Origin of the sequence: Massilia putida (genome assembly GCF_001941825.1) — a bacterium.
Lineage (GTDB): Bacteria > Pseudomonadota > Gammaproteobacteria > Burkholderiales > Burkholderiaceae_D > Telluria > Telluria putida.
On record NZ_CP019038.1, the window covers coordinates 5196511 to 5220705 of the forward strand.

25 protein-coding genes are annotated in these 24195 nt (G+C 67.2%); 14 read left to right on the forward strand and 11 right to left on the reverse strand.

Features of this window, described 5'->3' with window-relative positions:
- Positions 1-38: 38 nt before the first annotated feature.
- Positions 39-338 carry a YciI-like protein gene (locus BVG12_RS25280; protein WP_075794795.1) on the forward strand — a complete coding sequence of 100 codons (300 nt, stop codon included), beginning with the start codon at positions 39-41 and terminating at the stop codon, positions 336-338.
- 144 nt (positions 339-482) lie between these two features.
- Here BVG12_RS25280 and BVG12_RS25285 read toward each other — a convergent pair whose 3' ends face one another.
- Positions 483-1649, reverse strand: coding sequence for an SMP-30/gluconolactonase/LRE family protein (locus tag BVG12_RS25285; protein ID WP_156895733.1), 1167 nt, complete (start codon positions 1647-1649; stop codon positions 483-485).
- Positions 1650-1854: 205 nt separating this feature from the next.
- Here BVG12_RS25285 and BVG12_RS25290 point away from each other — a divergent pair, with 205 nt between their 5' ends.
- Genes BVG12_RS25290 through pcp form a run of 3 tightly spaced genes read left to right on the forward strand, consistent with a single transcriptional unit; the run spans position 1855 to position 4176 of the window.
- Positions 1855-2544 (forward strand): DUF969 domain-containing protein, encoded by a 690-nt coding sequence (locus tag BVG12_RS25290; protein ID WP_075794797.1) that lies wholly within the window; start codon positions 1855-1857, stop codon positions 2542-2544.
- Positions 2541-3497 (forward strand): DUF979 domain-containing protein, encoded by a 957-nt coding sequence (locus tag BVG12_RS25295; protein WP_075794798.1) that lies wholly within the window; start codon positions 2541-2543, stop codon positions 3495-3497. The genes BVG12_RS25290 and BVG12_RS25295 overlap by 4 nt, the downstream gene beginning before the upstream one ends.
- A 7-nt stretch (positions 3498-3504) precedes the next feature.
- Positions 3505-4176 carry a pyroglutamyl-peptidase I gene (gene pcp, locus BVG12_RS25300; RefSeq protein WP_075794799.1) on the forward strand — a complete coding sequence of 224 codons (672 nt, stop codon included), beginning with the start codon at positions 3505-3507 and terminating at the stop codon, positions 4174-4176.
- Positions 4177-4307: 131 nt separating this feature from the next.
- Here the strand turns inward: pcp and BVG12_RS25305 are convergent, their stop codons facing one another.
- The 3 genes from BVG12_RS25305 to BVG12_RS25315 are packed head-to-tail and all read right to left on the reverse strand — an operon-like array spanning position 4308 to position 7268.
- Complete coding sequence (locus tag BVG12_RS25305) at positions 4308-5210, reverse strand: LysR family transcriptional regulator (RefSeq protein ID WP_075794800.1); 903 nt, start codon at positions 5208-5210, stop codon at positions 4308-4310.
- A 7-nt stretch (positions 5211-5217) separates the two neighbouring features.
- Positions 5218-6138, reverse strand: coding sequence for a pseudouridine-5'-phosphate glycosidase (locus BVG12_RS25310; protein WP_075794801.1), 921 nt, complete (start codon positions 6136-6138; stop codon positions 5218-5220).
- An 11-nt stretch (positions 6139-6149) separates the two neighbouring features.
- The gene (locus BVG12_RS25315; protein WP_075794802.1) at positions 6150-7268 is read right to left on the reverse strand and encodes a carbohydrate kinase; all 1119 of its coding nucleotides are present in this window, start codon (positions 7266-7268) and stop codon (positions 6150-6152) included.
- Positions 7269-7473: 205 nt separating this feature from the next.
- On the opposite strand from BVG12_RS25315, the gene xapA reads away from it, so the two are divergent.
- The 7 genes from xapA (at position 7474) to BVG12_RS25350 (ending at position 15947) form a co-directional block, all read left to right on the forward strand.
- Positions 7474-8325, forward strand: a complete 852-nt coding sequence (xapA, locus tag BVG12_RS25320; protein ID WP_075794803.1) for a xanthosine phosphorylase — start codon at positions 7474-7476, stop codon at positions 8323-8325.
- A gap of 172 nt (positions 8326-8497) precedes the next feature.
- The gene (locus BVG12_RS25325) at positions 8498-9691 is read left to right on the forward strand and encodes a phosphopentomutase (protein ID WP_075794804.1); all 1194 of its coding nucleotides are present in this window, start codon (positions 8498-8500) and stop codon (positions 9689-9691) included.
- On the forward strand, positions 9688-10644 hold the full coding sequence (deoC, locus tag BVG12_RS25330) for a deoxyribose-phosphate aldolase (RefSeq protein ID WP_075794805.1): 957 nt from the start codon (positions 9688-9690) through the stop codon (positions 10642-10644). The genes BVG12_RS25325 and deoC overlap by 4 nt, the downstream gene beginning before the upstream one ends.
- 17 nt (positions 10645-10661) lie before the next feature.
- Positions 10662-13040 (forward strand): aldehyde dehydrogenase family protein, encoded by a 2379-nt coding sequence (locus BVG12_RS25335; protein ID WP_370662814.1) that lies wholly within the window; start codon positions 10662-10664, stop codon positions 13038-13040.
- Between the two features lie 167 nt (positions 13041-13207).
- A complete protein-coding gene (deoA, locus tag BVG12_RS25340) occupies positions 13208-14530 on the forward strand; it encodes a thymidine phosphorylase (RefSeq protein WP_075794807.1) in 1323 nt (440 codons plus the stop codon).
- Positions 14531-14684: 154 nt separating this feature from the next.
- Positions 14685-15089 carry a cytidine deaminase gene (locus BVG12_RS25345; protein ID WP_075794808.1) on the forward strand — a complete coding sequence of 135 codons (405 nt, stop codon included), beginning with the start codon at positions 14685-14687 and terminating at the stop codon, positions 15087-15089.
- A gap of 120 nt (positions 15090-15209) precedes the next feature.
- Positions 15210-15947 (forward strand): DUF2076 domain-containing protein, encoded by a 738-nt coding sequence (locus BVG12_RS25350; protein ID WP_075794809.1) that lies wholly within the window; start codon positions 15210-15212, stop codon positions 15945-15947.
- A 36-nt stretch (positions 15948-15983) separates the two neighbouring features.
- Here the strand turns inward: BVG12_RS25350 and BVG12_RS25355 are convergent, their stop codons facing one another.
- Genes BVG12_RS25355 through BVG12_RS34740 form a run of 4 tightly spaced genes read right to left on the reverse strand, consistent with a single transcriptional unit; the run spans position 15984 to position 18444 of the window.
- A complete protein-coding gene (locus BVG12_RS25355; protein ID WP_075794810.1) occupies positions 15984-16418 on the reverse strand; it encodes a VOC family protein in 435 nt (144 codons plus the stop codon).
- 50 nt (positions 16419-16468) lie between these two features.
- On the reverse strand, positions 16469-17266 hold the full coding sequence (locus BVG12_RS25360; protein ID WP_075794811.1) for a LytR/AlgR family response regulator transcription factor: 798 nt from the start codon (positions 17264-17266) through the stop codon (positions 16469-16471).
- Entirely contained in the window at positions 17263-18153 is an 891-nt protein-coding gene (locus tag BVG12_RS25365) for a sensor histidine kinase (RefSeq protein WP_075794812.1), read from the reverse strand. Before BVG12_RS25365 ends, BVG12_RS25360 begins: the two co-directional genes overlap by 4 nt.
- Before the next feature lie 12 nt (positions 18154-18165).
- Complete coding sequence (locus BVG12_RS34740; protein WP_075794813.1) at positions 18166-18444, reverse strand: hypothetical protein; 279 nt, start codon at positions 18442-18444, stop codon at positions 18166-18168.
- A 205-nt stretch (positions 18445-18649) separates the two neighbouring features.
- Between BVG12_RS34740 and BVG12_RS25375 the strand changes: the two genes are divergently transcribed.
- On the forward strand, positions 18650-19342 hold the full coding sequence (locus BVG12_RS25375; protein ID WP_075794814.1) for a helix-turn-helix transcriptional regulator: 693 nt from the start codon (positions 18650-18652) through the stop codon (positions 19340-19342).
- A 61-nt stretch (positions 19343-19403) separates the two neighbouring features.
- Positions 19404-20021, forward strand: coding sequence for a glutathione S-transferase family protein (locus BVG12_RS25380; RefSeq protein WP_075794815.1), 618 nt, complete (start codon positions 19404-19406; stop codon positions 20019-20021).
- A gap of 7 nt (positions 20022-20028) precedes the next feature.
- On the opposite strand, the gene BVG12_RS25385 is transcribed toward BVG12_RS25380, so the two are convergent.
- The 3 genes from BVG12_RS25385 to BVG12_RS25395 are packed head-to-tail and all read right to left on the reverse strand — an operon-like array spanning position 20029 to position 22666.
- On the reverse strand, positions 20029-20580 hold the full coding sequence (locus tag BVG12_RS25385; protein ID WP_075794816.1) for a GNAT family N-acetyltransferase: 552 nt from the start codon (positions 20578-20580) through the stop codon (positions 20029-20031).
- Positions 20568-21230 (reverse strand): TetR/AcrR family transcriptional regulator, encoded by a 663-nt coding sequence (locus BVG12_RS25390; protein ID WP_075794817.1) that lies wholly within the window; start codon positions 21228-21230, stop codon positions 20568-20570. The genes BVG12_RS25385 and BVG12_RS25390 overlap by 13 nt, the downstream gene beginning before the upstream one ends.
- A complete protein-coding gene (locus BVG12_RS25395; protein ID WP_307189086.1) occupies positions 21227-22666 on the reverse strand; it encodes an aminotransferase-like domain-containing protein in 1440 nt (479 codons plus the stop codon). Before BVG12_RS25395 ends, BVG12_RS25390 begins: the two co-directional genes overlap by 4 nt.
- Before the next feature lie 208 nt (positions 22667-22874).
- Here BVG12_RS25395 and aptA point away from each other — a divergent pair, with 208 nt between their 5' ends.
- On the forward strand, positions 22875-24191 hold the full coding sequence (gene aptA / locus BVG12_RS25400) for an omega-aminotransferase AptA (RefSeq protein WP_075794818.1): 1317 nt from the start codon (positions 22875-22877) through the stop codon (positions 24189-24191).
- The last annotated feature ends 4 nt before the right edge of the window (positions 24192-24195 follow it).

Below are 24195 nucleotides of genomic sequence, written 5' to 3' on the forward strand. Positions count from 1 at the left end.
GCGTTCACCGACCATCGCAACGACCACGAGGAGAACCCATGCACTTCCTGCTGATCTACGACCTGGCGCCCGACTACCTGGAGCGCCGCGGTGAATTCCGCAACGAACACCTCAAGCTGGCCTGGGCCGCCCAGGAGCGGGGCGAGATCGTCATCGCCGGCGCGCTGGCCGATCCGGCCGACCGGGCCGTGCTGCTGTTCAGCGGCGAATCGTCGGACGCCGCCGAACGCTTCGCCCGTGCCGATCCGTACGTCGTCCACGGTCTCGTCACGCAGTGGCACGTGCGGCCGTGGATCACGGTCGTCGGCAACGATGCCAGCAACCCCGTCCGCCCGTGACACGTCGAAAAACCCGCTGCGCGTTGCATTGCCGGCCGGGCCGCGCAGGCTGCGATGCTCCGCTACGGCGGCTGTACCACTCGTACAGCTGCGCTTCTCGAACGGCACTGTTGCCGCTCGCGACGTTTTTTCGAGGTGTCTTAACTATTTCGCCGGCAACAGTTTCACGACGAGGTTGTGCGTCGTGAGCGCGATCGAGCGGTCGGGGGCCAGCGCGACGCCGACCGGCCGGTCCAGGCCGCCGGGCAGGGGGCCGAGGACGATGCCGGCGTGGCCGGCCACGCCGGCCACGGTGCTCGTCACATTGTCCAGGTTGATGCGGCGGATGGTCGAGTTGCCGGTGTCGGCGATATAGAGATCGTTGCCGTCGACCGTGATGCCCTCGGGCGCGCACAGGCGCGAGACGCCCGGGCTGCCGTCGACGGCGTCGCACTGCCCCGCCTGGCCCGCCAAAGTCGACACGTTGCCCTTGTCGTTCACCATGCGGATCGTCGAGTTGCCCGTGTCGACGACGTACACGTTGCTCCAGTTGTCGACGCCCACGTCCTGCGGGTCGCAGAACTGCGCCTGCCCGCCGCTGCCGTCGCGGCTGCCGCACACGCCCGGCGTACCGGCCACCGTCGTGACGTTGCCGGCAGTATCGATGCGGCGCAGCATGTGGTTGCCGGTGTCGGCCACCCACAGATTGCCCTGGCGGTCCAGCGCGATGCCGCGCGGCTTGCAGAAGCGCGCCGCCGCGCCCTGGCCGTCCGCGCTGCCGCACGTGCCATTGCCGGCGATGGTGGTCGTCACGCCGTCCGGCGCGACGCGGCGGATGACGGAGTTGCCGCTGTCCGTCACGTACAGGTTGCCGTCGGCATCCGCGACCAGACGGCTCGGGTCGTTGAAGCGGGCCGCCGCGCCGGCGCCGTCCGCATAGCCGACGGCGCCGCGCGTGCCCGCGAGCGTCGTGACGACGCCCTGGGGGGAGATCTTGCGCACGGTGGCGCTGGCGCTTTCCGCCACGTACAGGTTGCCGGCCGCGTCCGCCGCGATGCCCTGCGGCCCGTTGAAGCGCGCGTTCGATCCGGTGCCGTCCTGCGAGCCGGTACATTGTCCGCAGATGTCGCCCGCGATCGGGAACAGGCCCGTCGCGCCCTGCGGCCGGTCGGGCCAGCTGGGCCAGTCGGGGTGGTCGGGCCACGGGTGGTCGGATTCGTGGAACCAGCCGACCCCGATGCCGATGCCGACATCGCCGCCGCAGCCGGTCACGCCCAGCAGCAGGCCGACGGTCAGCAGGAGCAAGCGTACTGTGCGTTCGAATGCAGTCATGACGGCACCCCGGAAGGAAACGGCATCGAGCTTACCGCGCACCGCCCCGCATGTCATGCGTGCGCACAGAACGCGCGGGCCGCCTGTGTGCAGGTCGGCTTCCCGTCGCGTTGACGCGACGGCGTGTCCGCATGGGCCGCGCGCGAGCGGCGCAATCCTATCCGTAAGGTAAGATTCCGTACGCAACCACAACCGTTGGAGGACTATGCACACCGCCGTCAACCTGTGGCCGCTGCTCGGCATCGCCGCCGTCGCGGCCGGATTCCTGTTGCGCGCCAATCCGGTGCTCGTCGTGATCGTGGCCTGCGGCGTGACCGGCTGGGCCGCGCACCTGCCCGTGCCGCACCTGCTGGAATCGCTGGGCACCGCGTTCATCAAGACGCGCAACCTGCCGCTGATCCTGCTGCTGCCGCTGGCCGCGATCGGCCTGCTGGAACGGTTCGGCCTCAAGGAGCACGCGCAGGCCACCGTCGCGCGCATCCGTTCGGCCACGACGGGACGCTTGCTGACGGTGTACCTGCTGGCGCGCGAGATCGCCGCCGCGTTCGGCCTGACGAGCCTCGGCGGCCATCCGAACATGGTGCGCCCGCTCGTCGCGCCGATGGCCGAGGCGGCGGCCGAGGCGCGGCACGGACACCTGCCCGAGCCGCTGCGCCAGCGCATCCGGGCGATGAGCGCGGCCACGGACAATGTCGGGCTGTTCTTCGGCGAGGACGTGTTCGTCGCGTTCGGCGCCATCGTGCTGATGCAGACGATCCTGAAAGCCGAGGGCCTCGACGTCGATCCCATCCGGATGGCCTTGTGGGGCATCCCGACGGCGGTGACCGCGTTCGTCATCCACGCCTGGAACCTGCGCCGGCTCGACGCGCGCATCCGCCGCGAGACCGCGCCATGATCGTCTCGCTCGACTTTTTCTATGTGCTCGTCGGCCTGCTGTTCGCGGCGACGGCCGTCATGACCGTGCGCGACCGGACCAACCCGCGCCGCTTCACGACGGCGCTGTTCTGGGGCTTGTACGCGCTCGTCTACCTGCTGGGCGAGCGCCTGCCGCCGGCCGCGGCGGGCGTCCTGATGATCGCGATGGCCCTTATCGGCGGCTGCGGCCTGGTGCGCCCGGGGCAGGCGAGCATCCTGCCGGAAGAGGCCAGGAAATCCAGCGCGGCGCGCCTTGGCAACCGGCTCCTCGTGCCGGCGCTGGCGATTCCCGTCGTGACGATGCTCGGCTCCGTCGCGCTCAAGGACGTCCACGTCGGCACGAGCGTCCTGCTGGATCCGAAGAACCTGACGCTCGTGAGCATGGGCTGCGGCAGCCTCGCCGCGCTGGCGCTCGCGTGCCGGTTCACGCGCGCGACGCCGCTGCAGGGCGTGCGCGAGGCGCGGCGCCTGATCGACGCGATGAGCTGGGCCGTCGTGCTGCCGCACATGCTGGCCGTGCTCGGCCTGCTGTTTTCCGAGGCGGGCGTCGGCAAGGCCGTGGCGCACGTCGCGACCAGCTACATCCCGCTCGATTCGCGGCTGCTGGCCTGCGCCGCGTTCTGCGTGGGCATGGCATTATTTACCGTCGTGATGGGCAATGGCTTCGCCGCGTTTCCCGTCATCGCGGGCGGCATCGGGATTCCCGTCCTGGTCGGGGTGTACCATGCCAATCCGGCCGTGATGGCGGCGATCGGCATGTTCAGCGCCTATTGCGGTACGCTGATGACGCCGATGGCGGCGAATTTCAATATCGTGCCGGCGGCGCTGCTCGAACTGCCCGACAAGAACGCCGTGATCAAGGCCCAGCTGCCGACCGCGTTGCCGCTGCTGGGCGCGAATATCGTTTTGCTGTACTTCCTGATGTATCGATGAGGCGACCATGACCGCACCCACTTCCCAAGCTCCCGTCAAGACCATCCTCCTGACCGGGTTCGAACCTTTCAACGGCGCCACCATCAACCCGTCGTGGGAAGCCGTGCGGCTACTTGACGGCTGGTCCGGGCCGGGCTTCGCGGTCGTCGCGCGCCAGCTGCCGTGCGTGTTCGGCAGCGCGCGCGACGTCCTGCGCGACGCCATCGCGGGCGTCAAGCCCGACATCGTGATCGCCGTCGGCCAGGCCGGCGGCCGCTCCGAGATTTCGCTGGAGCGCGTGGCCATCAACGTCGACGACGCGTCCATCCGCGACAACGCAGGGGCACAACCCGTCGACACGCCCATCGTGGCGGACGGCCCGGCCGCGTATTTCAGCACGCTGCCCGTCAAGGCCATCGTGAAAGCGCTGCGGCTGCGCGGCTTTCCGGCCGGGGTGTCCCAGACCGCCGGCACGTTCGTGTGCAACCACGTGTTCTATGGGTTGATGCACCAGTCGGTGGGTCAGCCGCTGAAGGCCGGCTTCATCCACGTGCCGTTCCTGCCCGAGCAGGCCGCGGACCGGCCGGAGCGGCCGCCGTCGATGGCGCTGCGCGATATCGTCGATGCGCTGCGCATCGCGGTCGAGGTGGCGGTGGTGACGGACAGCGACGCAGTGGAAGCTGGCGGAGCCACCCATTAAATCGTGCGTAGGGTGCAGTGATTGATGCCGCGGGCATCAATCATGTGCCCACGCGTGGCGTTTGCACGTCGCCGGCGTTACGCGTGGGCATGTTTCATTTGAGGCCCCGGCCTCGAATGCCCACCCTACGCTCATTCGCCCGCCGGATTCAAGATCTTCAAAAACGCCCGCACGACCGGCGCATCGTCCTGCGTCGGATACGTGATGTACAGATTGGCCGACGGCGGATTCGTGCGCACCGGCAGGAAGCGCACGCCCGGCCAGCCGATGCGGCTCGTCGTCGACGGCATCAGCGCGACGCCCAGCCCCGCGCCGACCATCGCGAGCAGGGTTTGCGGCTCGGCCGCCTCCTGGAAGATCGCCGGCTGGAAGCCCGCGTTGACGCAGCACTGGATCAGGTAGCGCGGTTCGGCCGACTGGTCCAGGTGCAGGGTCAGCATCGGTTCGTGGGCGATGTCGATCAGTTCGATGGCGTCCTGCTGCGCCAGCGGATGCTGGGCATTGATGGCCACGCACACGTCCTCGCGGAAGCACAGTTCCTGGCGCAGGCCCGCGTTCCTCAGCATGTCGTCGTCGATCCTCGGCTCGCGCCAGAAACCGACGTCGATCTGGCGTCCGCGCAGCGCGTCCCACTGGTCGTTCGGACCCAGTTCGTGGATCGTCCAGGTCACGCGCGGGAACTGGCTCTGGAACTGTTCCAGCAGGCCGGGAATCGGGCCCCACATCGCCGAGCCGACGATGCCCACGCGCAGGCGCCCGACCTCGCCGCGGTCGATCTGGCGGATCGTGTCGATGGTCATGCGCATGCGGCCCAGCAGGTCGGCCGCTTCGTGCATCAGCGCACGGCCGGCGACGGTCAGTTCGAAGCTGCGCGTCGTGCGCGCGAACAGGCGTACCCCGAGTTCGCTCTCCAGCTTCATGATCTGCTGCGACAACGGCGGCTGCGAGATGTGCAGGCGCTCGGCGGCGCGGCTGAAGCTTTTTTCTTCGGCCACCGCCAGGAAGTATTTCAGCTGCTTCAGGTCGATCGACATGATGGTCTCAAACGTGGACTGCCGCGTGCAGCGCCACCGCGAGGCGGGCGCCGACGAGGGCATTGTGTTTCACGAGCGCGATGTTGGTGGCGAGGCTGCGGCCGCCCGTCAGGTCCTTGATGCGGGCCAGCAGGAACGGCGTCACGGCCTTGCCCTTCACGCCTTGTTCGTCGGCCTCGCGCAGCGCCTGGGCGATGATGCCGTCGATTTCGTCGTTCTCCAGCGCGGCTGCCGCCGGCACCGGATTGCTGACGACGACGCCGCCCGACAACCCCAATTGCCACTTGGTGCGGATGAAGCGGGCCTGCTGCTCCGGCGTGTCGAGCTGGAAGTCGGCGGGAAAGCCGGATTCGCGCGTGAAGAACGCGGGGAAGCCGGGCTGGCCGACGCTGACCACCGGCACGCCATGCGTCTCCAGGTATTCCAGCGTGAGGCCGATGTCGAGGATGGATTTCACGCCCGCGCACACGACGGCGACGTTCGTTCGCGCCAGTTCCTGCAGGTCGGCCGAGATGTCGAAGCTCGTCTCGGCGCCCCGGTGCACGCCGCCGATGCCGCCCGTGACGAACACCTCGATGCCGGCCAGCGCCGCGCAGATCATCGTGGCCGCGACCGTCGTCGCGCCCAGCTTTTTCTCGGCCAGCACGTACGCGAGGTCGCGCCGGCTCACCTTCAAGGCGCCTTGCGCATTGCCCAGTTGTTCGAGCTGGTCGTCGGCCAGGCCCACGCAGATCTTGCCGTCGATGAGGGCGATGGTGGCCGGCACGGCGCCGGCGTCGCGGATGACCTGCTCGACCTCGCGCGCCGTCTGCACGTTCTGCGGATACGGCATGCCGTGCGAGATGATCGTCGATTCGAGCGCGACGACGGGCTTGCCGGCCGCGCGCGCGGCCGCGACTTCGGGAGAAAACTGGAGGAAGGTTTGCATGTTCGGTCCTGTCATTGCAAAGGATGTTCGGTGGCGAGGCTGTCCGGTCCCAGGCCGGGATGCACCGTTTCGGGCACGCCCAAGGTGAGGGCCGACAGATGCAGGCCGCGCCGGCAGGCCAGCACCAGGTCCTCGGCGCCGCCGTTGTTACTGTTGTCCTGCACGAGCGACCAGCAGACGGCCGCCGCGAACGCGTCGCCGGCGCCCGTCACGTCGACGACGTCGGCAGGCGGCGCGGGCAGGTCGACGATATCGTTGCCGGCCGTGACGAGGACGCCGCGCGCACCGCGCGTGACGACGAGGTCGCGCGCGCCCTGGGCCCGGACTTCGCGCATGGCCGCTTTGAGCGCATCGTCGTCCGGCAGCGGCCGGCCGGCTCTCGCCGCCAGCTCGCCGGCGTTGAGGATCAGCAGGCGCACGCCGGACAGGTCGTCGGGCAGGCGCGCCATCTTCGGTTCGGACACGGCCACCAGCACGAGCGGCGTGCCGTTGCGGCGTGCCTGGTGGGCGAGGGCGGCGACGGTGTCCCGCGGGAGGTTCAGGTCCGCGACGACGAGGGCGGCGCCCGCGAGCTGCGCCTGGCGCGCGTCGACGAAGGCCGGGTCCATGCGGTCATATAAGGCCATATCGGCCAGCGCGACGACCATCTCGCCGTCGCGATCGAGCACCGCCGTGTACGTGCCGCTGCAGCAGCCGTCCAGGCGCAGGGCGCCGCGCACGTCGATGCCGAGGCTTTCCGCGTGGGCGAGCAGGGCGGCGCCCGAGGTGTCCGCGCCGATGGCCGTCAGCAGCGCGACCGTCGTGCCCAGCCGCGCCAGGTTCTCGGCGATGTTGCGCGCCACGCCGCCGAACGATTCGCTCTGGCTGGCCGGGTTCGACGTGCGCAGCGCGAGCGCGTCGGTCGAGCGCAGCTTGCGGTCGAGGTTCGCCGCGCCCACGCAGACGACGGGGCGGTGGTCCGGGAGCACGTAGGCGCGCCCGAGCAGCCTGCGCTCGCGGATCAGGCCCGCGATATATCCGGCCACGGCCGACCGCGACAAGCCCAGCTGGTTGGCGAGGTCTTGCTGCGAGATGAACGGGTTCGCGCGGATGGCCTCGTACAGCTGTTGTTTTTTTGATGATTCGGTCACGATAGCGGATGGGTTAAACTTTTGTTTTTCATCTTAAACATATGTTTAGCCAGGGTCAACGACCATGCTCGAAGTCTAGCGCGAATTTATACCGCGAAGATATAAATCGACCAGAAAAATGGTATTTGCCATACCAATTCACAATCATGCATAGTTGCCACATTTCGGTGCACACACCGGCCCAATCTTCGATCAGACCGCGACAATGACTACTCACTCCTTCAGCAACACTCCCTTCGAAGCCGCCGACGTCATCCGCGCCCGCAAGCCGGGTTTCACGCCGCGCGTGGCCCTGATCCTCGGGTCCGGCCTCGGCGTGCTGGCCGAGCAGATGACGGACATGGTGGCGATCAGCTATGCCGACCTGCCGGGCTTCCCGATCAGCACCGTGCATGGCCACGCCGGCGAACTGGTATTGGGCATGCTGGCCGGCGTGCCGGTCGTGTGCATGAAGGGCCGCGGCCACTTCTACGAAGGCTATGGTCCGGCCGTGATGACATCGGCCGTGCGCACCTTTAAATTGATCGGCTGCGAACTGCTGTTCGTGACGAACGCCGCCGGTTCGCTGCGTGCCGAAGTGGATGCGGGCAGCGTCGTGGTGCTGACCGACCACATCAACCTGCTGCCGGGCAGCCCGATGGCCGGCCCGAACGACGACCGCTTCGGCCCACGCTTCTTCAGCATGGCCAACGCGTACGATGCCGGGATCCGCGACCTGATCAAGGCCACGGCGGCGGAGAAGAACATCAACGTGAACGAAGGCGTATACCTGGCGTGCCCGGGCCCGAACTTCGAGACGGCCGCCGAAATCCGCGCGTTCAAGGCGCTGGGCGCGGACGTCGTCGGCATGTCCGTCGTGCCGGAAGTGATCTCGGCGCGTCACTGCGGGTTGAAGGTCGCGGGTGTCTCCGCCATCACGAACCTGGCCGAGGGCCTGACCCCGTTCCCGCTGTCGCACGAGCAGACGCTGAAGTATGCTGCGATTGCGGCCAAGGATATGGTCACGCTGATCCACGGGTTTATTGAACGACTGGGTAAAACGACTAACGCGGCCTAAACACACCGTCGTTCCCGCGAAAGCGGGAACCCAAGCTGAGGCTCCCGTCACCGTTACCGGGCATGCTTACGATAACGAGTTCCGGGACTCAGCATGGATCCCCGCCTGCGCGGGGAGTCGGTCCCGGCAATGCCGGGAACGGCGGATTATTCTGAATTGGACGGATAAAAACATGTCACGCGCATTCATCCTCCTGCTGGACTCCTTCGGCCTGGGCGCCTTGCCCGACGCCGGCAAATACGGCGACGCGGGCGCCAACACCCTCGGCCACATCGCGAAGTGGGCGCTCGATGCGGGCAAGCCGCTGTCGCTGCCCAACCTCGAAAGCATCGGCCTGGGCGCCGCCGCGCACAAGGCCAGCGGCGAATGGCCCGCGGGTTTTAGCAAGCGCGATGGTTTTACCGGCGCATGGAGCGTCGCGCGCGAACGGTCGACCGGCAAGGACACCCAGAGCGGCCACTGGGAAATCGCCGGCGTGCCCGTGCTGTTCGACTGGGGTTACTTCCCGAAGACCGTCCCCACCTTCCCGCAAGAGTTGACCGATCAACTGGCCGAGATCACGAACGTGCCGGGCTGGCTGGGCAACTGCCACGCGTCCGGCACGACCATCATCACGGAACTGGGCGATGAACACGTCGCCACCGGCAAGCCGATCATCTACACGTCGGCCGACTCCGTGATGCAGATCGCCGCGCACGAAGAACACTTCGGCCTCGAACGCCTGTACCAGGTATGCGAAGCCGCGTACGAACTGGTCAAACCGTACAACATCGGCCGCGTGATCGCGCGTCCGTTCACGGGCGCGAACGGCAACTACAAGCGCACGAGCAACCGCCACGACTACGCCGTGCCGCCCGTCGCGCCCACCTTGCTGGACCACGTGAAGGATGCCGGCGGCGAGGTGATCGCGCTCGGCAAGATCAGCGATATTTTTGCCGGCCAGGGCGTGACGCAACTCATCAAGGGCGCCGACAACATGGCGCTGTTCGACCGCCTGCTGGAAGTGGCGGACACCGCACCCGACAAATCGCTCACGTTCGTGAATTTCGTCGACTTCGACATGCACTTCGGCCACCGCCGCGACGTCGCGGGCTATGCGAACGCGCTGCACGAACTGGATGCGCGCCTGCCGGACTTCATCGCCAAGCTGAAACAGGGCGACCTCGTCGTCATCACGGCGGACCACGGCTGCGACCCGACGTGGGCCGGTTCCGACCACACGCGCGAACACATTCCGATGCTGTTCTTCGGCCCGGCCGCGCCCGCGCGCGAGCTGCCCGTGTCCGACACGTTCTCCGACATCGGCGCCACCCTGGCGCACCACCTCGGCGTCAAACCCCTTGCCAACGGAACTGCTTTGCTATGAGCCCGAATTTGGACTTTAAACGTAACACGGCCATCGACCTCGACCTGGGCTGGATCAACCACCTGAAGGTCAACCGCAACGCCGCCGACCGCCGCGCCGCCAGCCTGGCGAACCGCCGCACGGTCAAGAAGGAGTACCAGGCCGCGTGGCTGATCCGCGCCATCGAGTGCATCGACCTGACCACGCTGTCCGGCGACGATACCCCCGGCCGCGTCGAGCGCCTGTGCCGCAAGGCGATGCGTCCGCTGCGCGCGGACCTGATGCAGGCCCTCGGCCTGGATTCGCTGACGACGGGCGCCGTGTGCGTCTACCACGAGATGATCGAGCCGGCCGCGCAGGTGCTGCAGGGCCGCCTGCCCATCGCGGCCGTCTCCACCGCGTTCCCGGCCGGCCTGTCCAGCCTTGAAACGAAGATCCGCGAGATCGAGCTGTCCGTCGCCGCCGGCGCCACCGAGATCGACATCGTGATCACGCGGCAGCACGTCCTGACCGGAAACTGGCAGGCGCTGTACGACGAGATGGTCGCCTACCGCCAGGCGTGCGGCGAGGCGCATGTGAAGGCGATCCTCGCGACGGGCGATCTCGTCACGTTGGAGAACGTAGCAAAAGCGTCGTGGGTCTGCATGATGGCAGGCGCCGATTTCATCAAGACATCGACCGGCAAGGAAGGTGTGAACGCGACCATTCCCGTGTCGCTGGTGATGGTACGAGCGATCCGCGAGTACTATGAACGCACCGGCTACAAGGTCGGCTACAAGCCGGCCGGGGGTGTGTCCTCCGCCAAGGCCGCACTGCAATACCTGACCGTGATGAAGGAAGAGCTGGGCAACGAATGGCTGCAGCCGCACCTGTTCCGCATCGGTGCGTCGAGCCTCCTGACCGACATCGAGCGCCAGCTCGAACACTACGTCACCGGCAGCTATTCGGCCGCATTCCGCCACGCGCAACCTTGATCGACAACGGACCTGTCATGCCCACAATTAAAGAGATTCTGCAAACTATGGATTACGGCCCCGCACCCGAGAGCACCAAGGAAGCGCAAGCGTGGCTGGAGTCGCATGGCCGCCGTTTCGGCCTGTTCGTCGACGGCGCCTGGCTTGACGCGCTTGACACCTTCGGCTCGTTCAACCCGGCCGACGGCAGCGAGCTGGCGCAGGTGACGCAAGCGTCCCAGGCCGACGTCGACCGCGCCGTGGAAGCCGCGCGCCGCGCGCAGCCGGGCTGGGTAGCCCTGGGTGGCCACGGCCGCGCGAAAGTGCTGTACGCGCTGGCGCGCCTGCTGCAAAAGCATTCGCGCCTGTTCGCCGTGCTCGAGACGCTGGACAACGGCAAGACCATCCGCGAGACGCGCGATGCCGACCTGCCGCTGGCCGCCCGTCACTTCTATCACCACGCCGGCTGGGCCCAGCTGCAGTCGGAAGAATTCGCGGACTATCGCGCCGTCGGCGTCGTCGGCCAGATCGTGCCGTGGAACTTCCCGCTCTTGATGCTGGCCTGGAAGATCGCACCCGCGCTCGCCGCCGGCAACACCGTCGTCTTCAAGCCGGCCGAATTCACGTCGTTGACCGCACTGCTGTTCGCCGAGATCTGCCAGCAGGCGGGCGTACCCGCGGGCGTCGTCAACATCGTCACGGGCGACGGCCGCGTGGGCGAGGCGATCGTCAACCATCCGGGCATCGACAAGCTGGCGTTCACCGGTTCGACGGAAGTGGGCCGCATCATCCGCAAGGCCACGGCCGGTACCGGTAAAAAACTGTCGCTGGAACTGGGCGGCAAGTCGCCGTTCATCGTGTTCGACGACGCCGACCTGGACGCGGCCGTCGAAGGTCTCGTCGATTCGATCTGGTTCAACCAGGGCCAGGTCTGCTGCGCCGGTTCGCGCCTGCTCGTGCAGGAATCCGTCTACCCGCGCTTCATCGAGAAGGTCAAGGCGCGCATGCGCAATCTGCGCGTCGGCTCGCCGCTGGATAAGTCGAACGACATCGGCGCGCTGGTCGACCCGGTGCAGCAGCAGCGCATCCACGGCCTCGTGGAATCGGCGCGCGCCGAAGGCTGCGAGATCTGGCAACCGGAAGCGGAGACGCCGCAAGCCGGTGCCTGGTATCTGCCGACCCTGATCACGGGCGCGTCGACGTCGGCGACCGTAGCGCAGACGGAAATCTTCGGCCCCGTGCTCGTCGCGTCGAGCTTCCGCACGCCGGGCGAAGCGGTGCAGCTCGCGAACAATACCGTGTACGGCCTCGCCGCGTGCGTGTGGAGCGAATCGATCAGCCTCGCGCTGGACGTCGCCCCGCAGATCAAGGCCGGCGTCGTGTGGATCAACACGGCCAACCAGTTCGACGCCGCGTGCGGCTTCGGCGGCTACAAGGAATCGGGTTTCGGCCGCGAGGGCGGCAAAGAGGGCATGGTTGAATACCTGATGCCGCTGGCGGAAGATGCGCGTCCCGCCGCGCCGGTCGTCGCGGAAAAGGGTAAGGTGAAGCTGGCGAGCGGCGACAACCCGTTCGCGGTCGACCGCACGGCCAAGCTGTACATCGGCGGCAAGCAGGCGCGCCCGGACGGCGCGTACAGCCGCGCGATCGTGGGCGCGAACGGCGAGTTCCTGGCCGACGTGGGCGAGGGCAACCGCAAGGACATCCGCAATGCCGTCGAGGCGGCGCACAAGGCGTCCGGCTGGGCGAAAGCGACCGCGCACAACCGCGCGCAGGTGCTGTACTACATCGCTGAAAACCTGGCCGTGCGCGCCGACGAATTCGCCGCGCGCATCGCCGCGCAGACGGGCGCCAGGGATGCGGCACGCGAAGTGCAGGCATCGATCGAGCGCCTGTTCTACTGGGCCGCCTGGGCCGACAAATACGACGGCCTGGCGCACCAGCCGCCGATGCACGGCATCACCGTCGCGCTGAACGAACCGGTGGGCGTGATCGGCATCGTGTGCCCGAACGAGAACCCGCTGCTGGGCTTCATCTCGCTCGTGGCGCCCGCGCTGGCGCTGGGCAACCGCGTGATCGCGGTGCCGTCGGAAGTGCATCCGCTCTCGAGCGTGGACCTGTACCAGGTGCTCGATACGTCCGACCTGCCGGGCGGCGCGCTGAACATCGTCACCGGCAGCCACGACGAACTGGCGCGCACCCTGGCGTCGCACTTCGACGTGGATGCCGTGTGGCGCCACGACGGTTCGGCGGAAGGGTGCGCGGAAGTGGAGCGCCTGGCGGCCGAGTCGCTGAAGCGCACGTGGACGGGCGGCGCGAAAGGGCGCGACTGGTTCGATGCGAAGCAGGCGGGTGGGCGCACGGTGCTGCAACATGCGAGCCAGGTGAAAAACGTGTGGATTCCGTACGGCGTTTAAGGCCCGGAACCCCGAAACCGTCATTCCCGCGCAGGCGGGAATCCATACGGAAGCGCCGAAGTCGGTCGACTGCGTATCGTCGCGCCTGAGCGGACTTCGACAGCTCAGCATGGGTTCCCGCTTCCGCGGGAACGACGTGTAGAGATCACTCTTATACGGGAAATATCATGTTCCTCCCCCAAGAAATCGTCCGCAAAAAGCGCGACGGTGGCACGCTCACCGCGGAAGAGATCCGCTTCTTCGTACGCGGCATCCCCGACGGCAGCGTCACCGAAGGCCAGATCGCCGCGCTCGCGATGGCCGTCTACTTCAACGACATGACGATGGACGAGCGCGTCGCCTTCACGCTGGCGATGCGCGATTCCGGCCAAGTCATGGAATGGAAATCGCTGAACCTGCCCGGTCCCGTGGTCGACAAGCACTCGACGGGCGGCGTGGGCGACGTCGTCTCGCTGATGCTCGGCCCGATGATCGCGGCATGCGGCGGTTTCGTGCCGATGATTTCCGGCCGCGGCCTCGGCCACACGGGCGGCACGCTCGACAAATTCGATTCGATTCCCGGCTATTGCACCGTGCCGGACCCGGAACTGTTCCGCAAGGTGGTGAAGGAGATCGGCGTCGCCATCATCGGCCAGACCGCGCAGCTGGCGCCGGCCGACAAGCGTTTCTACAGCATCCGCGACACGACGGCCACCGTGGAATCCGTCGCCATGATCACCGGCTCGATCCTGTCGAAGAAGCTGGCGGCCGGCCTGGACGCGCTCGTCATGGACGTCAAGGCCGGCAGCGGCGCGTTCATGCCGACGTATGAAAAATCCGTCGAGCTGGCCGAATCCATCGTCCACGTCGGCAACGGCGCCGGCACCCGCACGTCCGCGATCCTGACCGGCATGAACGAGTCGCTGTGCCCGGCGGCCGGCAATGCCGTCGAGGTGCGCGTGGCGATCGATTACCTGACCGGCGCAGCGCGTCCGGCGCGCCTGCACGAGGTGACGATGGCCCTGTGCGCCGAGATGCTCGTGCTGTCCGGCCTCGCGGCCACCGAGGAGGCGGCGCGCGCGAAACTGCAGCATGCGCTCGATTCGGGCGAAGCGGCCGAGCGTTTCGCGCGCATGGTGACCGCATTGGGCGGCCCGGCCGACCTGATGGACAATCCGGATGCGCACCTCGCCAAGGCCCCGATCGTCGTGCCCGTGCCCGCGCTGGAAAGCGGCTATGCGTACGCGACGGATTGCCGCGGCCTGGGCCTGGCCGTCGTCGGCCTGGGCGGCGGGCGTATCCGTCCGCAAGACCCGATCGACTTCGCCGTCGGCCTCACGGGCCTCGTCGAGCTGGGCACGAAGATCGAAGCCGGCCAGCCGCTGGCGCTCGTGCACGCGCGCACGCAGGATGCCGCCGAACGGGCCGTGCGCGAAGTGCAGGCGGCGTATCGCATCGCGCAAGAACAACCGGCTGCGCAGCCGATGATCTACAAAACGATTCGTCCGTAATCGACAGCATGGTCACCGTCGCTCCCACGCAGGCGGGAACAGCCCAGCGGGCTGTTCCCGCCAAGTCTGCCGGCGTCTCGACAGCGCGAGCAAATTGGGGCGAGCGCCGGTGGCGCTACCCGCCTCCGCGGGGACCACGTTTCCAGGAGCTCCCATGAAATACGAAAAACTGATCGCCGAAGCCCGCGCCGCGCGCGATGTGGCCTACACGCCGTACTCGCGCTTCAAGGTGGGCGCCGCCCTCGAAACGAAGGACGGCCGCGTGTTCCGCGGCTGTAACGTCGAGAATGCGTCCTACGGCCTGTGCAACTGCGCCGAGCGCACGGCGTTCTTTTCCGCCATCGCCCTCGGCTACGTGCCGGGCGACTTCGCGGCGCTGGCCGTGATCGGCGACACGGACGGGCCGATCGCGCCGTGCGGCGCCTGCCGCCAGGTGATCCTGGAACTGGGCGGCAACGACCTGCCGGTCGTGCTGACGAACCTGAAAGGCGACGTGATGGAAACGACGGCCGCCGCGCAACTGCCGAACGCCTTCGGCGGCCGGGACCTTCAAAAATAATCCCGCGGGGCGCACGGTTCAGCGCCGTTTAAGGCAATCTTGCCCGGATGCTGTCAAACTTGAATTCACGGACATGCCCACAACATGTGGGCTATCCGTCAATTCAAAGGAGCAGATGTCATGAGCCCGCAAGATTCGCAGATGTTGCACGATTTCCTGAGCCAGCTGATCCAGGCCCGCGGGATCCAGAAGGACCCGGAAGCGGATGCCCTGATCCAGCGTGCCGTGGCCCAGCAGCCGGATGCCGCCTACCTGCTGGTGCAAAGGGCATTGCTGCTCGAACAAGCCCTGAACAACGCCAAGGACCGCATCGCCGGCCTGGAAAGCCAGTTGCAGCAGGCACGTTCCGGTCAGCAAGGCGGCGACGGTAAATTCCTCGACGCAAATTCCTGGGGCAATAGCGGCAGGACGCAGCCGTCCCAGTCCTACCAGCGCGATACCCAGCAACCGTATCAAACCCAGCCGCCGTATCAGCCTCAATACCAGCCGCAATACCAGAGCGCGCCGTCGTCCGGCTTTTTGCGCGGCGGCTTGGGCGGCACGCTCGGTTCGATCGCGGCGACGGCAGCCGGTGTCGCGGCCGGCGGCTTCCTGTTCCAGGGGCTGGAAAACATGTTCAGCCACCACGACCACGGCGGCGGCAACCGCCTGCTGAACAGCGACGATCCGTCCAACAACCTGTTCAGCGACCAGTCCGGCAGTTCGCTGGCCGACCAGGCGGGGCTGGGCGATGTCGACCGGGTGCTGGACGATGGCCCGTCGGAAGGGTTGTTCGACAGCAGTGTCGACAATGGCAGCCTGGATGGCGGCCAGGGGTTCTTCGATGGGGATGGGTCGGACGAAGGGCTGTTCAGCTGAACCAAGCCCGTCGTTCCCGCACAGGCGGGAACGACGCTAGGCGTTCGTGGCGAACAAATCCTCCGGCTTCCACGGATCATACGTCCCGACATTCCACACATGCCCCTCGGGATCGCGGCACATGAAGCCGCGGCTGCCGAATTCCGTGTCGGCCGGTTCCTGCAGGATGACGGCCCCCGCATTGCGCGCCCGCTCGCAGACGCGGTCGGCGTCGTTCACCTGCAGGTAGACGGTCTGGGTCTGGCGGCCCTTGATCTCGTCCGGCTGCACGAGCACCTTGCCATATTCCCCTTCGTCGCTGACCGAACCCAGCATGATCATGCCGTCGCCGAGCGTCAGTTGCGCGTGGGCGATGGCGCCGTCGATGCCGGGCACGGCGACCTGGCAGGCGAAGCCGAAGACTTCGCACAGCCAGTCGATGGCGGCGGGGGTGTCGCGATAGCGCAGGCAGGGGATGGCGATCGAGGGCATGGCAGGCTCCTGTCGGGTGGAGCCCTCATCGTAACAGCCGCACGATGGATTCACATCTGCTGGAACAGATAGCTGTGGTTGCGGCTGACTTCCAGCTCGCCCGGATAGCCGCGCACCTTGAGCATCTGGCGCCCGCGCAGGTCGCGCTTGACCTCGGCGATGGCGTCCACGCGCACGAGCGTGGAGCGGTGGATGCGCCAGAACTCGTCCGGGTCGAGCTCGTCCAGCAATTCCTTCAACGTCTTGCGGATCAGAAACTCCGCGCCGACCGTCTGCACGCGCGTGTATTTTTCGTCGGACTGGAAGAACAGGATCTCGCGCGTGCTCACCATGCGCAGGCTGGAACCGACCTGGGCCTGGATCCAGCGCAGATAAGCCGGCGTCGTAGGCTTGCCCTTGTTTTCCAGCAGGGCCGTCAGCTTCGCCAGCTCGCGGCCGATGTCCTGCGGCGCCGCCTCCGCCTTTTCACGTGCGCGTATCCGCGCCTGCAGCCGCGCGCACGTGGTCGCGAGCCGTTCCGCCGACACGGGTTTCAACAGGTAGTCGAGCGCGCCCTGGGCGAACGCGTCCAGCGCGTACTGGTCGTAGGCCGTGGCGAACACGATGTGCGAGCGTTCGTACAGCCTGCGCGCCGCCTCGATGCCGGACAGGCCCGGCATGCGGATGTCGAGGAAGGCGATGTCGGGTTGGAAGCGTTCGCCCAGTTCGACGGCTTCCACGCCGTTCGCCGCCTCGGCCACGATCTGCAGGTCCGGCCACACGCTTGCCAGGCGCGACCGCAGCAGGTCGCGCATGGGCGCTTCGTCGTCGGCGATCAGGGCGGTCACCGGGCGAACTTCGGGGCTCATGCGTCCTCCATCATCTTGTAGGGCAGCCGGATCGTGGCGCAGGCGCCGCCGCCCGGCGGGGTGGTGATGTCCAGCGCGGCATCGGCGCCGTACAGCAGCTGCAGGCGCTCGCGGATGTTGGCGAGGCCGACGCCGTCGTCCGCGTGCGGGTCGATGCCGACGCCATCGTCGCACACTTCCACGTGCAGGTCCGCCCCCACCACGTGCGCGCGCACGGCGACGGTGCCGCCTTCGATCTTCGGCTCCAGGCCGTGCTTGATGGCGTTCTCGATCAGGGTCTGCAGCATCATCGGCGGGAACGGCGCGCTGCCGAGGAAGTCGGGCACGTCGAAGCGCACGTGCAGCCGTTCCTTCATCCGCGCCTGCATGATGGCGAGGTAGGCCCGCGACAGTTCCACTTGCTTGCCGAGCGTGGCGCCGCCGCGCTGGCGCATCTGCGGCAGGGTGGAACGCAGGTAGTCGATCAGGTGGGCGTGCACGCGCGCCGCTTCCTTCGGGTCGGTCTCGATCAGCTGGCCGATCAGCGCCAGCGTGTTGAACAGGAAGTGCGGTTCGACCTGGGCCTGCAGCGCGGCCATCCGGGCTTCCATCAGGCGGCGCTCCAGCGTCGCCACGTTGGCCTGCGCCGTCGCCTCGCGCGCCGTCAGCTCGGCCTTGCGCTTGCCGCCCGCGAGCACTTTGACGGCGAACGAGATGAAGATGTACCAGACTCCCGGCTCAGGCGTGTTCAGCATCCCGAAGAAGATCAGGACGAAGAACCACGTGAGGAACAGCTGGCGCCACTCGACGACGGCGAGCCAGTCGAAGAAGCGCCACCACAGCTTGCTGGCTTCGTTGAAGGCGTCGCGTACGAAGTCGAGTACGCGGTTGATGTCGCTGGCGCGCATGGCGTTCCTTGCTTATTGCTTGCCGTAGTGCTCGCCGAATTGTTCCCGATTCGTACGGCGGTGATCGACGACGAAGGCGCCGACGATCACCTTGAGGCCCATGAACAGGACGAACAGGAACAGCGCCAGCGGTAGGATGCTGATCACGAAGGCGAGGGCGATGCAGCAGGCCAGCATCGCCGGCCACGGCATGGCGGCGATGGTGCGCACGGCGCGGCGGCACGCGTCGACGATGTCGCGGGCGAGGTCTTCCATCGTGGCGGCGAAACTGCGGAAATTAGACTTGGTCATGATGACTCCTGGGGCGGTAACGTGTTGTGATGGAGTCACTCTACATCCCAGGCTGCATGGTGGCCACAGGGTGCCGACGAACTGCCGAAAACGCGGGATGAGGGGTCGTGCGGCCGGATGGGCGGTCGGTCTGGACCCGGCGGGCCCGGCGTAATATGATGTCGTTCATGAAACTGCTTAGCCCGCGCCCGGATCGCCGCACACCATGAGCCGCACCGGACGCCTGTTCCAATTGATGGATGCCCTGCGCGGCCACCGCCGCCCGGTGACGGCCTGCGCGCTGGCCGAGCGTCTCGGCGTGTCCGAACGCACCATCTACCGCGACATCCAGACGCTTGTCCAGCTGGGCGCGCCCGTCGACGGCTCGGCGGGCGTCGGCTACGTGCTGCGCACCGGGTTCTTCCTGCCGCCGCTGATGTTCGACGCCGACGAACTGGAAGCCCTCGTGCTGGGCGCGCGCTGGGTGCGCCAGCAGGGCGACCCGGCGCTGTCCGCCGCAGCCGACCGCACGCTGGCCAAGATCGCGACCGCCACGCCGCGCGACCTGCGCGACCACATGGCCGAGACGAGCCTGTGGGTGCCGGCCTTTCCGGCCGCGGCGCCGGTCGAGGCATTCATCCAGCCCACGCGCGAGGCGATCCGGCGCCAGTGCAAGCTGCGCATCGCCTACCGCGACGAACGCGACACGGCGACGGAACGCATCGTATGGCCGTTCGCGCTCGCCTTTTTCGAGGGCAAGCGGGTGATGGCGGCGTGGTGCGAACTGCGCGCGGCGATCCGCCACTTCCGCGTCGACCGGATCGTGCGCGCCGAAACCAGTACGGAACGCTATCCGTCGCCGCGCCATCAACTGCTGCGGCGCTGGCGGAAGGAGTACGACATCCCGGAATACTCCTGACAGAATCTGTCAGGGCAGGGCCTTACTATTGTTGCATCAACCAACCCACCAGGAGACGGCAATGCAGCTCTACTACAACCACTACTCGTCCAACACCCGCCGCGTGCTGCTGGCGGCCGCCCACCTCGACATCGCGTTCGATCTCGTCGAGATCAACCTGGCCAGCCAGGACGACCGGCGCCGCCTCGAGGAAGTCAACCCCAACAGCAAGCTCCCCGTGCTGATCGACGGCGACTTCGCCCTGTGGGAATCGTGCGCGATCATGCAATACCTGGCCGACGGCACGCCGGGCCAGACCGTGTGGCCGCAGGAGCGCCGGGCGCGGGCGGACGTGAGCCGCTGGATGTTCTGGGCCTGCCAGCATTTTGCCCCGGCCATCGGCGTGCTCACGTGGGAACATATCTGGAAGAAATTCGTCACCGGCCAGGATGCGGATCCGAAGGAAGTGGCGCGCGGCGAATCCGACCTGGCGGAGGCGGCCCGCGTGCTGGACCGGCACCTGGCCACGCGCCGCTGGCTCGTCGGCGACGACGTGACCCTGGCCGACTACGCCGTCGTGGCGCCGCTCATGTACAAGGAGAAGTCGCGGCTGCCGCTGGACGCCTATCCGCACCTGCTGGCGTGGTTCGAGCGCATCCAGGCGCTGCCGGCGTGGCAGCGCACGGCGCACGAGTGGTGATGGTCGTTCAGCCGTTCCAGTGCCGGCGCAGCAGGCCGTAGTAGACGGTGTCCGCCGGCTCGCCCTGCACGATCCACCGCTCCGGCATGTAGCCTTCCTTTTGAAACCCGAGCTTTTCCAGCACCCGCGCCGACGCCTCGTTGCGCGGGTCCACGTCGGCCTCGACGCGGTTCAGGTCCAGCGTGGAAAAGCCATAGCCCAGCAATGCCCGCAGCGCTTCGCTGACGTAGCCGGCGCCCCAGTGCGCCCGCGCCAGCGCGTAGCCCAGTTCGCAGCGCCGGCTCGCGTCGACGAAGCGGTGCAGGCTGACGTTGCCGATCAATTCTCCCGTCCCGATCACCTCGACGCCGAGGCGCAGACCGCTGCCGTCGGCATACGCGGCTTGCGTGGCCGCGATGTTGTCGCGCGACTGGTCCAGCGACGTCCACGGGCCGCTGCTCCAGTAGCGGGCCACTTCCGGGTCGGAAAACACGGCGTAGTGGGCCTCGATGTCGCGTTCATCCATCCAGCGCAGTTTCAGGCGCGGCGTGAACAGTTCGACGGGGCTCAAGGCGGGCATGGCTTCTCCTGAAGGCCGACGGCGGCGAGCACCATGCCGGTGATCAGGCGCTCGGCGTCGTCGAAGTCGGAAGGCTGCAGCTGGTCGCGGTCGAGCACGAGCGTCATCTGCGCGGCGAAGTCGGCGTACGACTGCGTCATGGCCCAGACGGCGAACAGCAGGTGGGTGGCGTTGACGGGGGCGATTTTTCCTTCCGCGATCCAGCGCTCGAACACGGCGATGTCGGCGCGCAGCAGCGGGATCACGCGGCGGCGGATCTGGTCGGCGTACAGCTTGGCGCCGCCGATCACTTCCATCGCATACACGCGCGAGGCCAGCGGCTGCTCGCGCGAGAAGTTCAGCTTCGCGCGCACGTAGGCGCGCAGGACGTCGCCCGGGTCCTTGCCAGGATCGGCCAGGCAGGCCATGCGCGCGAGCCAGTCGTCCAGCACGTTGTCGAGCACGCGCTGGTACAAGACCTGCTTGGTCGGGAAGTAGTACATCAGGTTCTGCTTCGACAGTCCCGCGCGCTCGGCGACGGTGGCGATCGACGTGCCTTCGTAGCCGCATTCGGCGAACTGGCGTACGGCTTCGGCCAGGATCGCCGTTTCGACCTTGTCTCTGTGACTGATGCGGTGGCCGACGCGGTATTTGACGGGCGCGATGGTCATGGGTGTTCTCCTCGGATCGAACGCAGGAAGTCGAGCAGCGCAGGCTCGAAGGCATAGGCGACGTTGAAGCGGAACCAGGCCGTGTCGGGCGGATGCAGCGAAAAGAATTCGCCCGGCGCCAGCAGGATGCCGGCGCGCAGCGCCCGTTCGGCGATGGCGCGGCCGTTGTGTTTCGTATCCGTCCAGCCGGCGCTGACGAACATCCCGCCGCGCGGTTTCGCCAGCGGCACGAGGCCCGCGTCGCCGAGGCGTTCCAGGGCCCGTTCGCGCGCGCCGTCGAGTTGCAGGATCAGGCGCTCGACCTGCTTGCGGTAGGCGCGGCTGCTGACGGCGTCGTACACGGCGCGCTCGTTCACTTCCGACGTCGTCAGGCCCGTGAGCATCTTGACGCGCACCAGTTCCGGGATCAGCGAGCCGGACGCGCAGATCGAGCCCACGCGCAGCACCGGCGACAGGGTCTTGGAAAAGCTGCCGATGCGGATCACGCGGCGCAATCCATCCATCGCAGCCAGCGACGAGTCGCCGCGCGCGGCCAGTTCGCGGTAGATGTCGTCTTCGACGAGCCAGAAATCGAATTGCTCGGACAGCGCCAGCAGCCGATGCGCCTGCGTCTGCGACAGCGACGTGCCGAGGGGATTCTGCAGCACCGTGTTGACGAACATGAGCTTGGGCTGGCGCGCCTGGGCCTCGCGCGCGAGCACGTCCATATCCAGGCCGTGCGCGCCGCGCGGGATGCCGACGGGGATGCACCCGTGATGGCGCACGAGCGCGAGCAGGTTGCTGTAGCCGGGATCTTCGACGAACACGACGTCGCCCGGCCGGGTGAGCGTCCGCAGCACGAGGTCGAACGCGTGCGTCGCGCCGTGCGTGAGCAGGATCTGTTCCGGCTCCACCGCGCACAGGTCGGCCGACAGCGTGGCGGCGAGATGCTGGCGCAGGCTGGGAAAGCCGAGCGGGTGGCCGTAGCCGCGCAGCCGGCCAGCCGGGATCTTCATCGCGTGGCGCACGGCGTCCAGGATCGTCGATTCGCCATACCACTCGGGCGGCAGCCAGCCGGCGCCGACGGGCAGCGCATCCGACTGGCCGGAATACAGATCGGGCGTGAGCGTGTCGACGACGCTCGCGGAGACGGGCAGGGAAGCCTGCTGCGCCGGCGCCTCCATGCCGCGCGCGACGAAGAAGCCGGAGCCGCGCCGCGACGACAGCAGGCCCAGGTGCAGCAGGCGGTCGTACGATTCGACGACCGTGAAGGTGCTGACGCCGTTTACTTTTGCGAATTGTCGAACGGACGGCATCTTCGTCCCGGCGGGCAGCGTGCGCCGATTTACCATCTCGGCGATGGCCGCGACGATCTGGTCGACCAGGCTGCCGCGGCGCTGGCGGTCGATCGCCAGCACGGGCCAGTCGCCACTGCCGTTTTTTTCCATTGCTTCCATCGCCACTCCATCACTGCTGCGCGCGCGTACGACGCCGAAAACTGTACAGGCTATGCTACCAGTACGGTTGGCCACATTTGCTGATTGTGTATATGTGCCACTGTTGTTCTGCTGTCTATTATTGCATCATTGTTTTTGCCAGTTGGTAAATTTGTAGGGCGGACGGCATAGCCGTCCACCCTACGGGCCACCAAATAAAGGAAGTCGCATGAACGAATCCAGACCCGAATCGATGTCATCCTTCTGGATGCCATTCACCAACAACCGCGACTTCAAGGCGCATCCGCGCCTCCTCGTCTCGGCACAAGGGATGTATTACAAGGACGTCGACGGCAACGCCGTGCTCGACGGCACCGCCGGCCTGTGGTGCGTACCGTGCGGCCACGCGCAGCCGAAGATCGTCGCCGCCGTCAGCGAGATGGTCGGCCAGCTCGACTTCGCCCCGACCTTCCAGATGGGCCACCCGGCCGCCTTCGACCTGGCGGAACGGCTGATGGACTACACGAACCACAAGTTCGGCCACGTGTTCTACACCAACTCCGGATCGGAAGCGGTGGATACCGCCCTCAAGATCGCACTTGCCTACCACAAGGCGCGCGGCGAGGGCGGGCGTACCCGCCTGATCGGGCGCGAACGGGGCTATCACGGCGTCGGTTTCGGCGGCCTGTCCGTCGGCGGCATCGGGCCGAACCGCAAAGCCTTCGGGCCGCTGCTGCCGGGTGTCGACCACCTGCCGCACACGCACAACCTTCAAAAGAACGCGTTCTCGCGCGGCGAGCCGGACTTCGGCGTCGAACTGGCGGATGAACTGGAACGCATCGTCGCGCTGCACGACCCGTCCACCATCGCCGCCGTGATCGTCGAACCGGTGTCCGGATCGACGGGCGTGCTGGTGCCGCCCAAGGGTTATCTGAAACGCCTGCGCGAGATCTGCAGCAAGCACGGCATCCTCTTGATCTTCGACGAAGTGATCACGGGCTTCGGCCGCCTGACGACGCCGTTCGCCGCCGATTACTTCGACGTCGAGCCGGACATGATGACGACGGCGAAAGGCCTCACGAACGGCGTCGTGCCGATGGGTGCCGTGTTCTCGAAAAAATTCATCCACGACGCGTTCATGGACGCGCCGGCCGGCATCGAACTGGCCCACGGCTACACGTATTCCGGCCACCCGCTCGCGTGCGCCGCGTCGCTCGCCACGCTGGAGGTGTTCAAGGAGCAGGGCATCCTCGACAACGCGAAGTCGCTGCAACCGTACTGGGAAGACGCCGTGCACAGCCTGCGCGGCCTGCCGCACGTGATCGACATCCGCACCATCGGCCTCGTCGCCGGCATCGAACTGGAAAGCATCCCCGGCAAGGTCGGGGCGCGCGCCTTCGCCGCGTTCAAGCAGGCCTTCGCGGACGGCATCCTGATCCGCGTGACGGGCGACATCATCGCGCTGTCGCCGCCGCTCGTGCTGGAGAAGAAGCATATCGACGAATTGTTCGGCAAGCTGGCTGCCGTCCTGAAGAACCTCGACTGAAAGA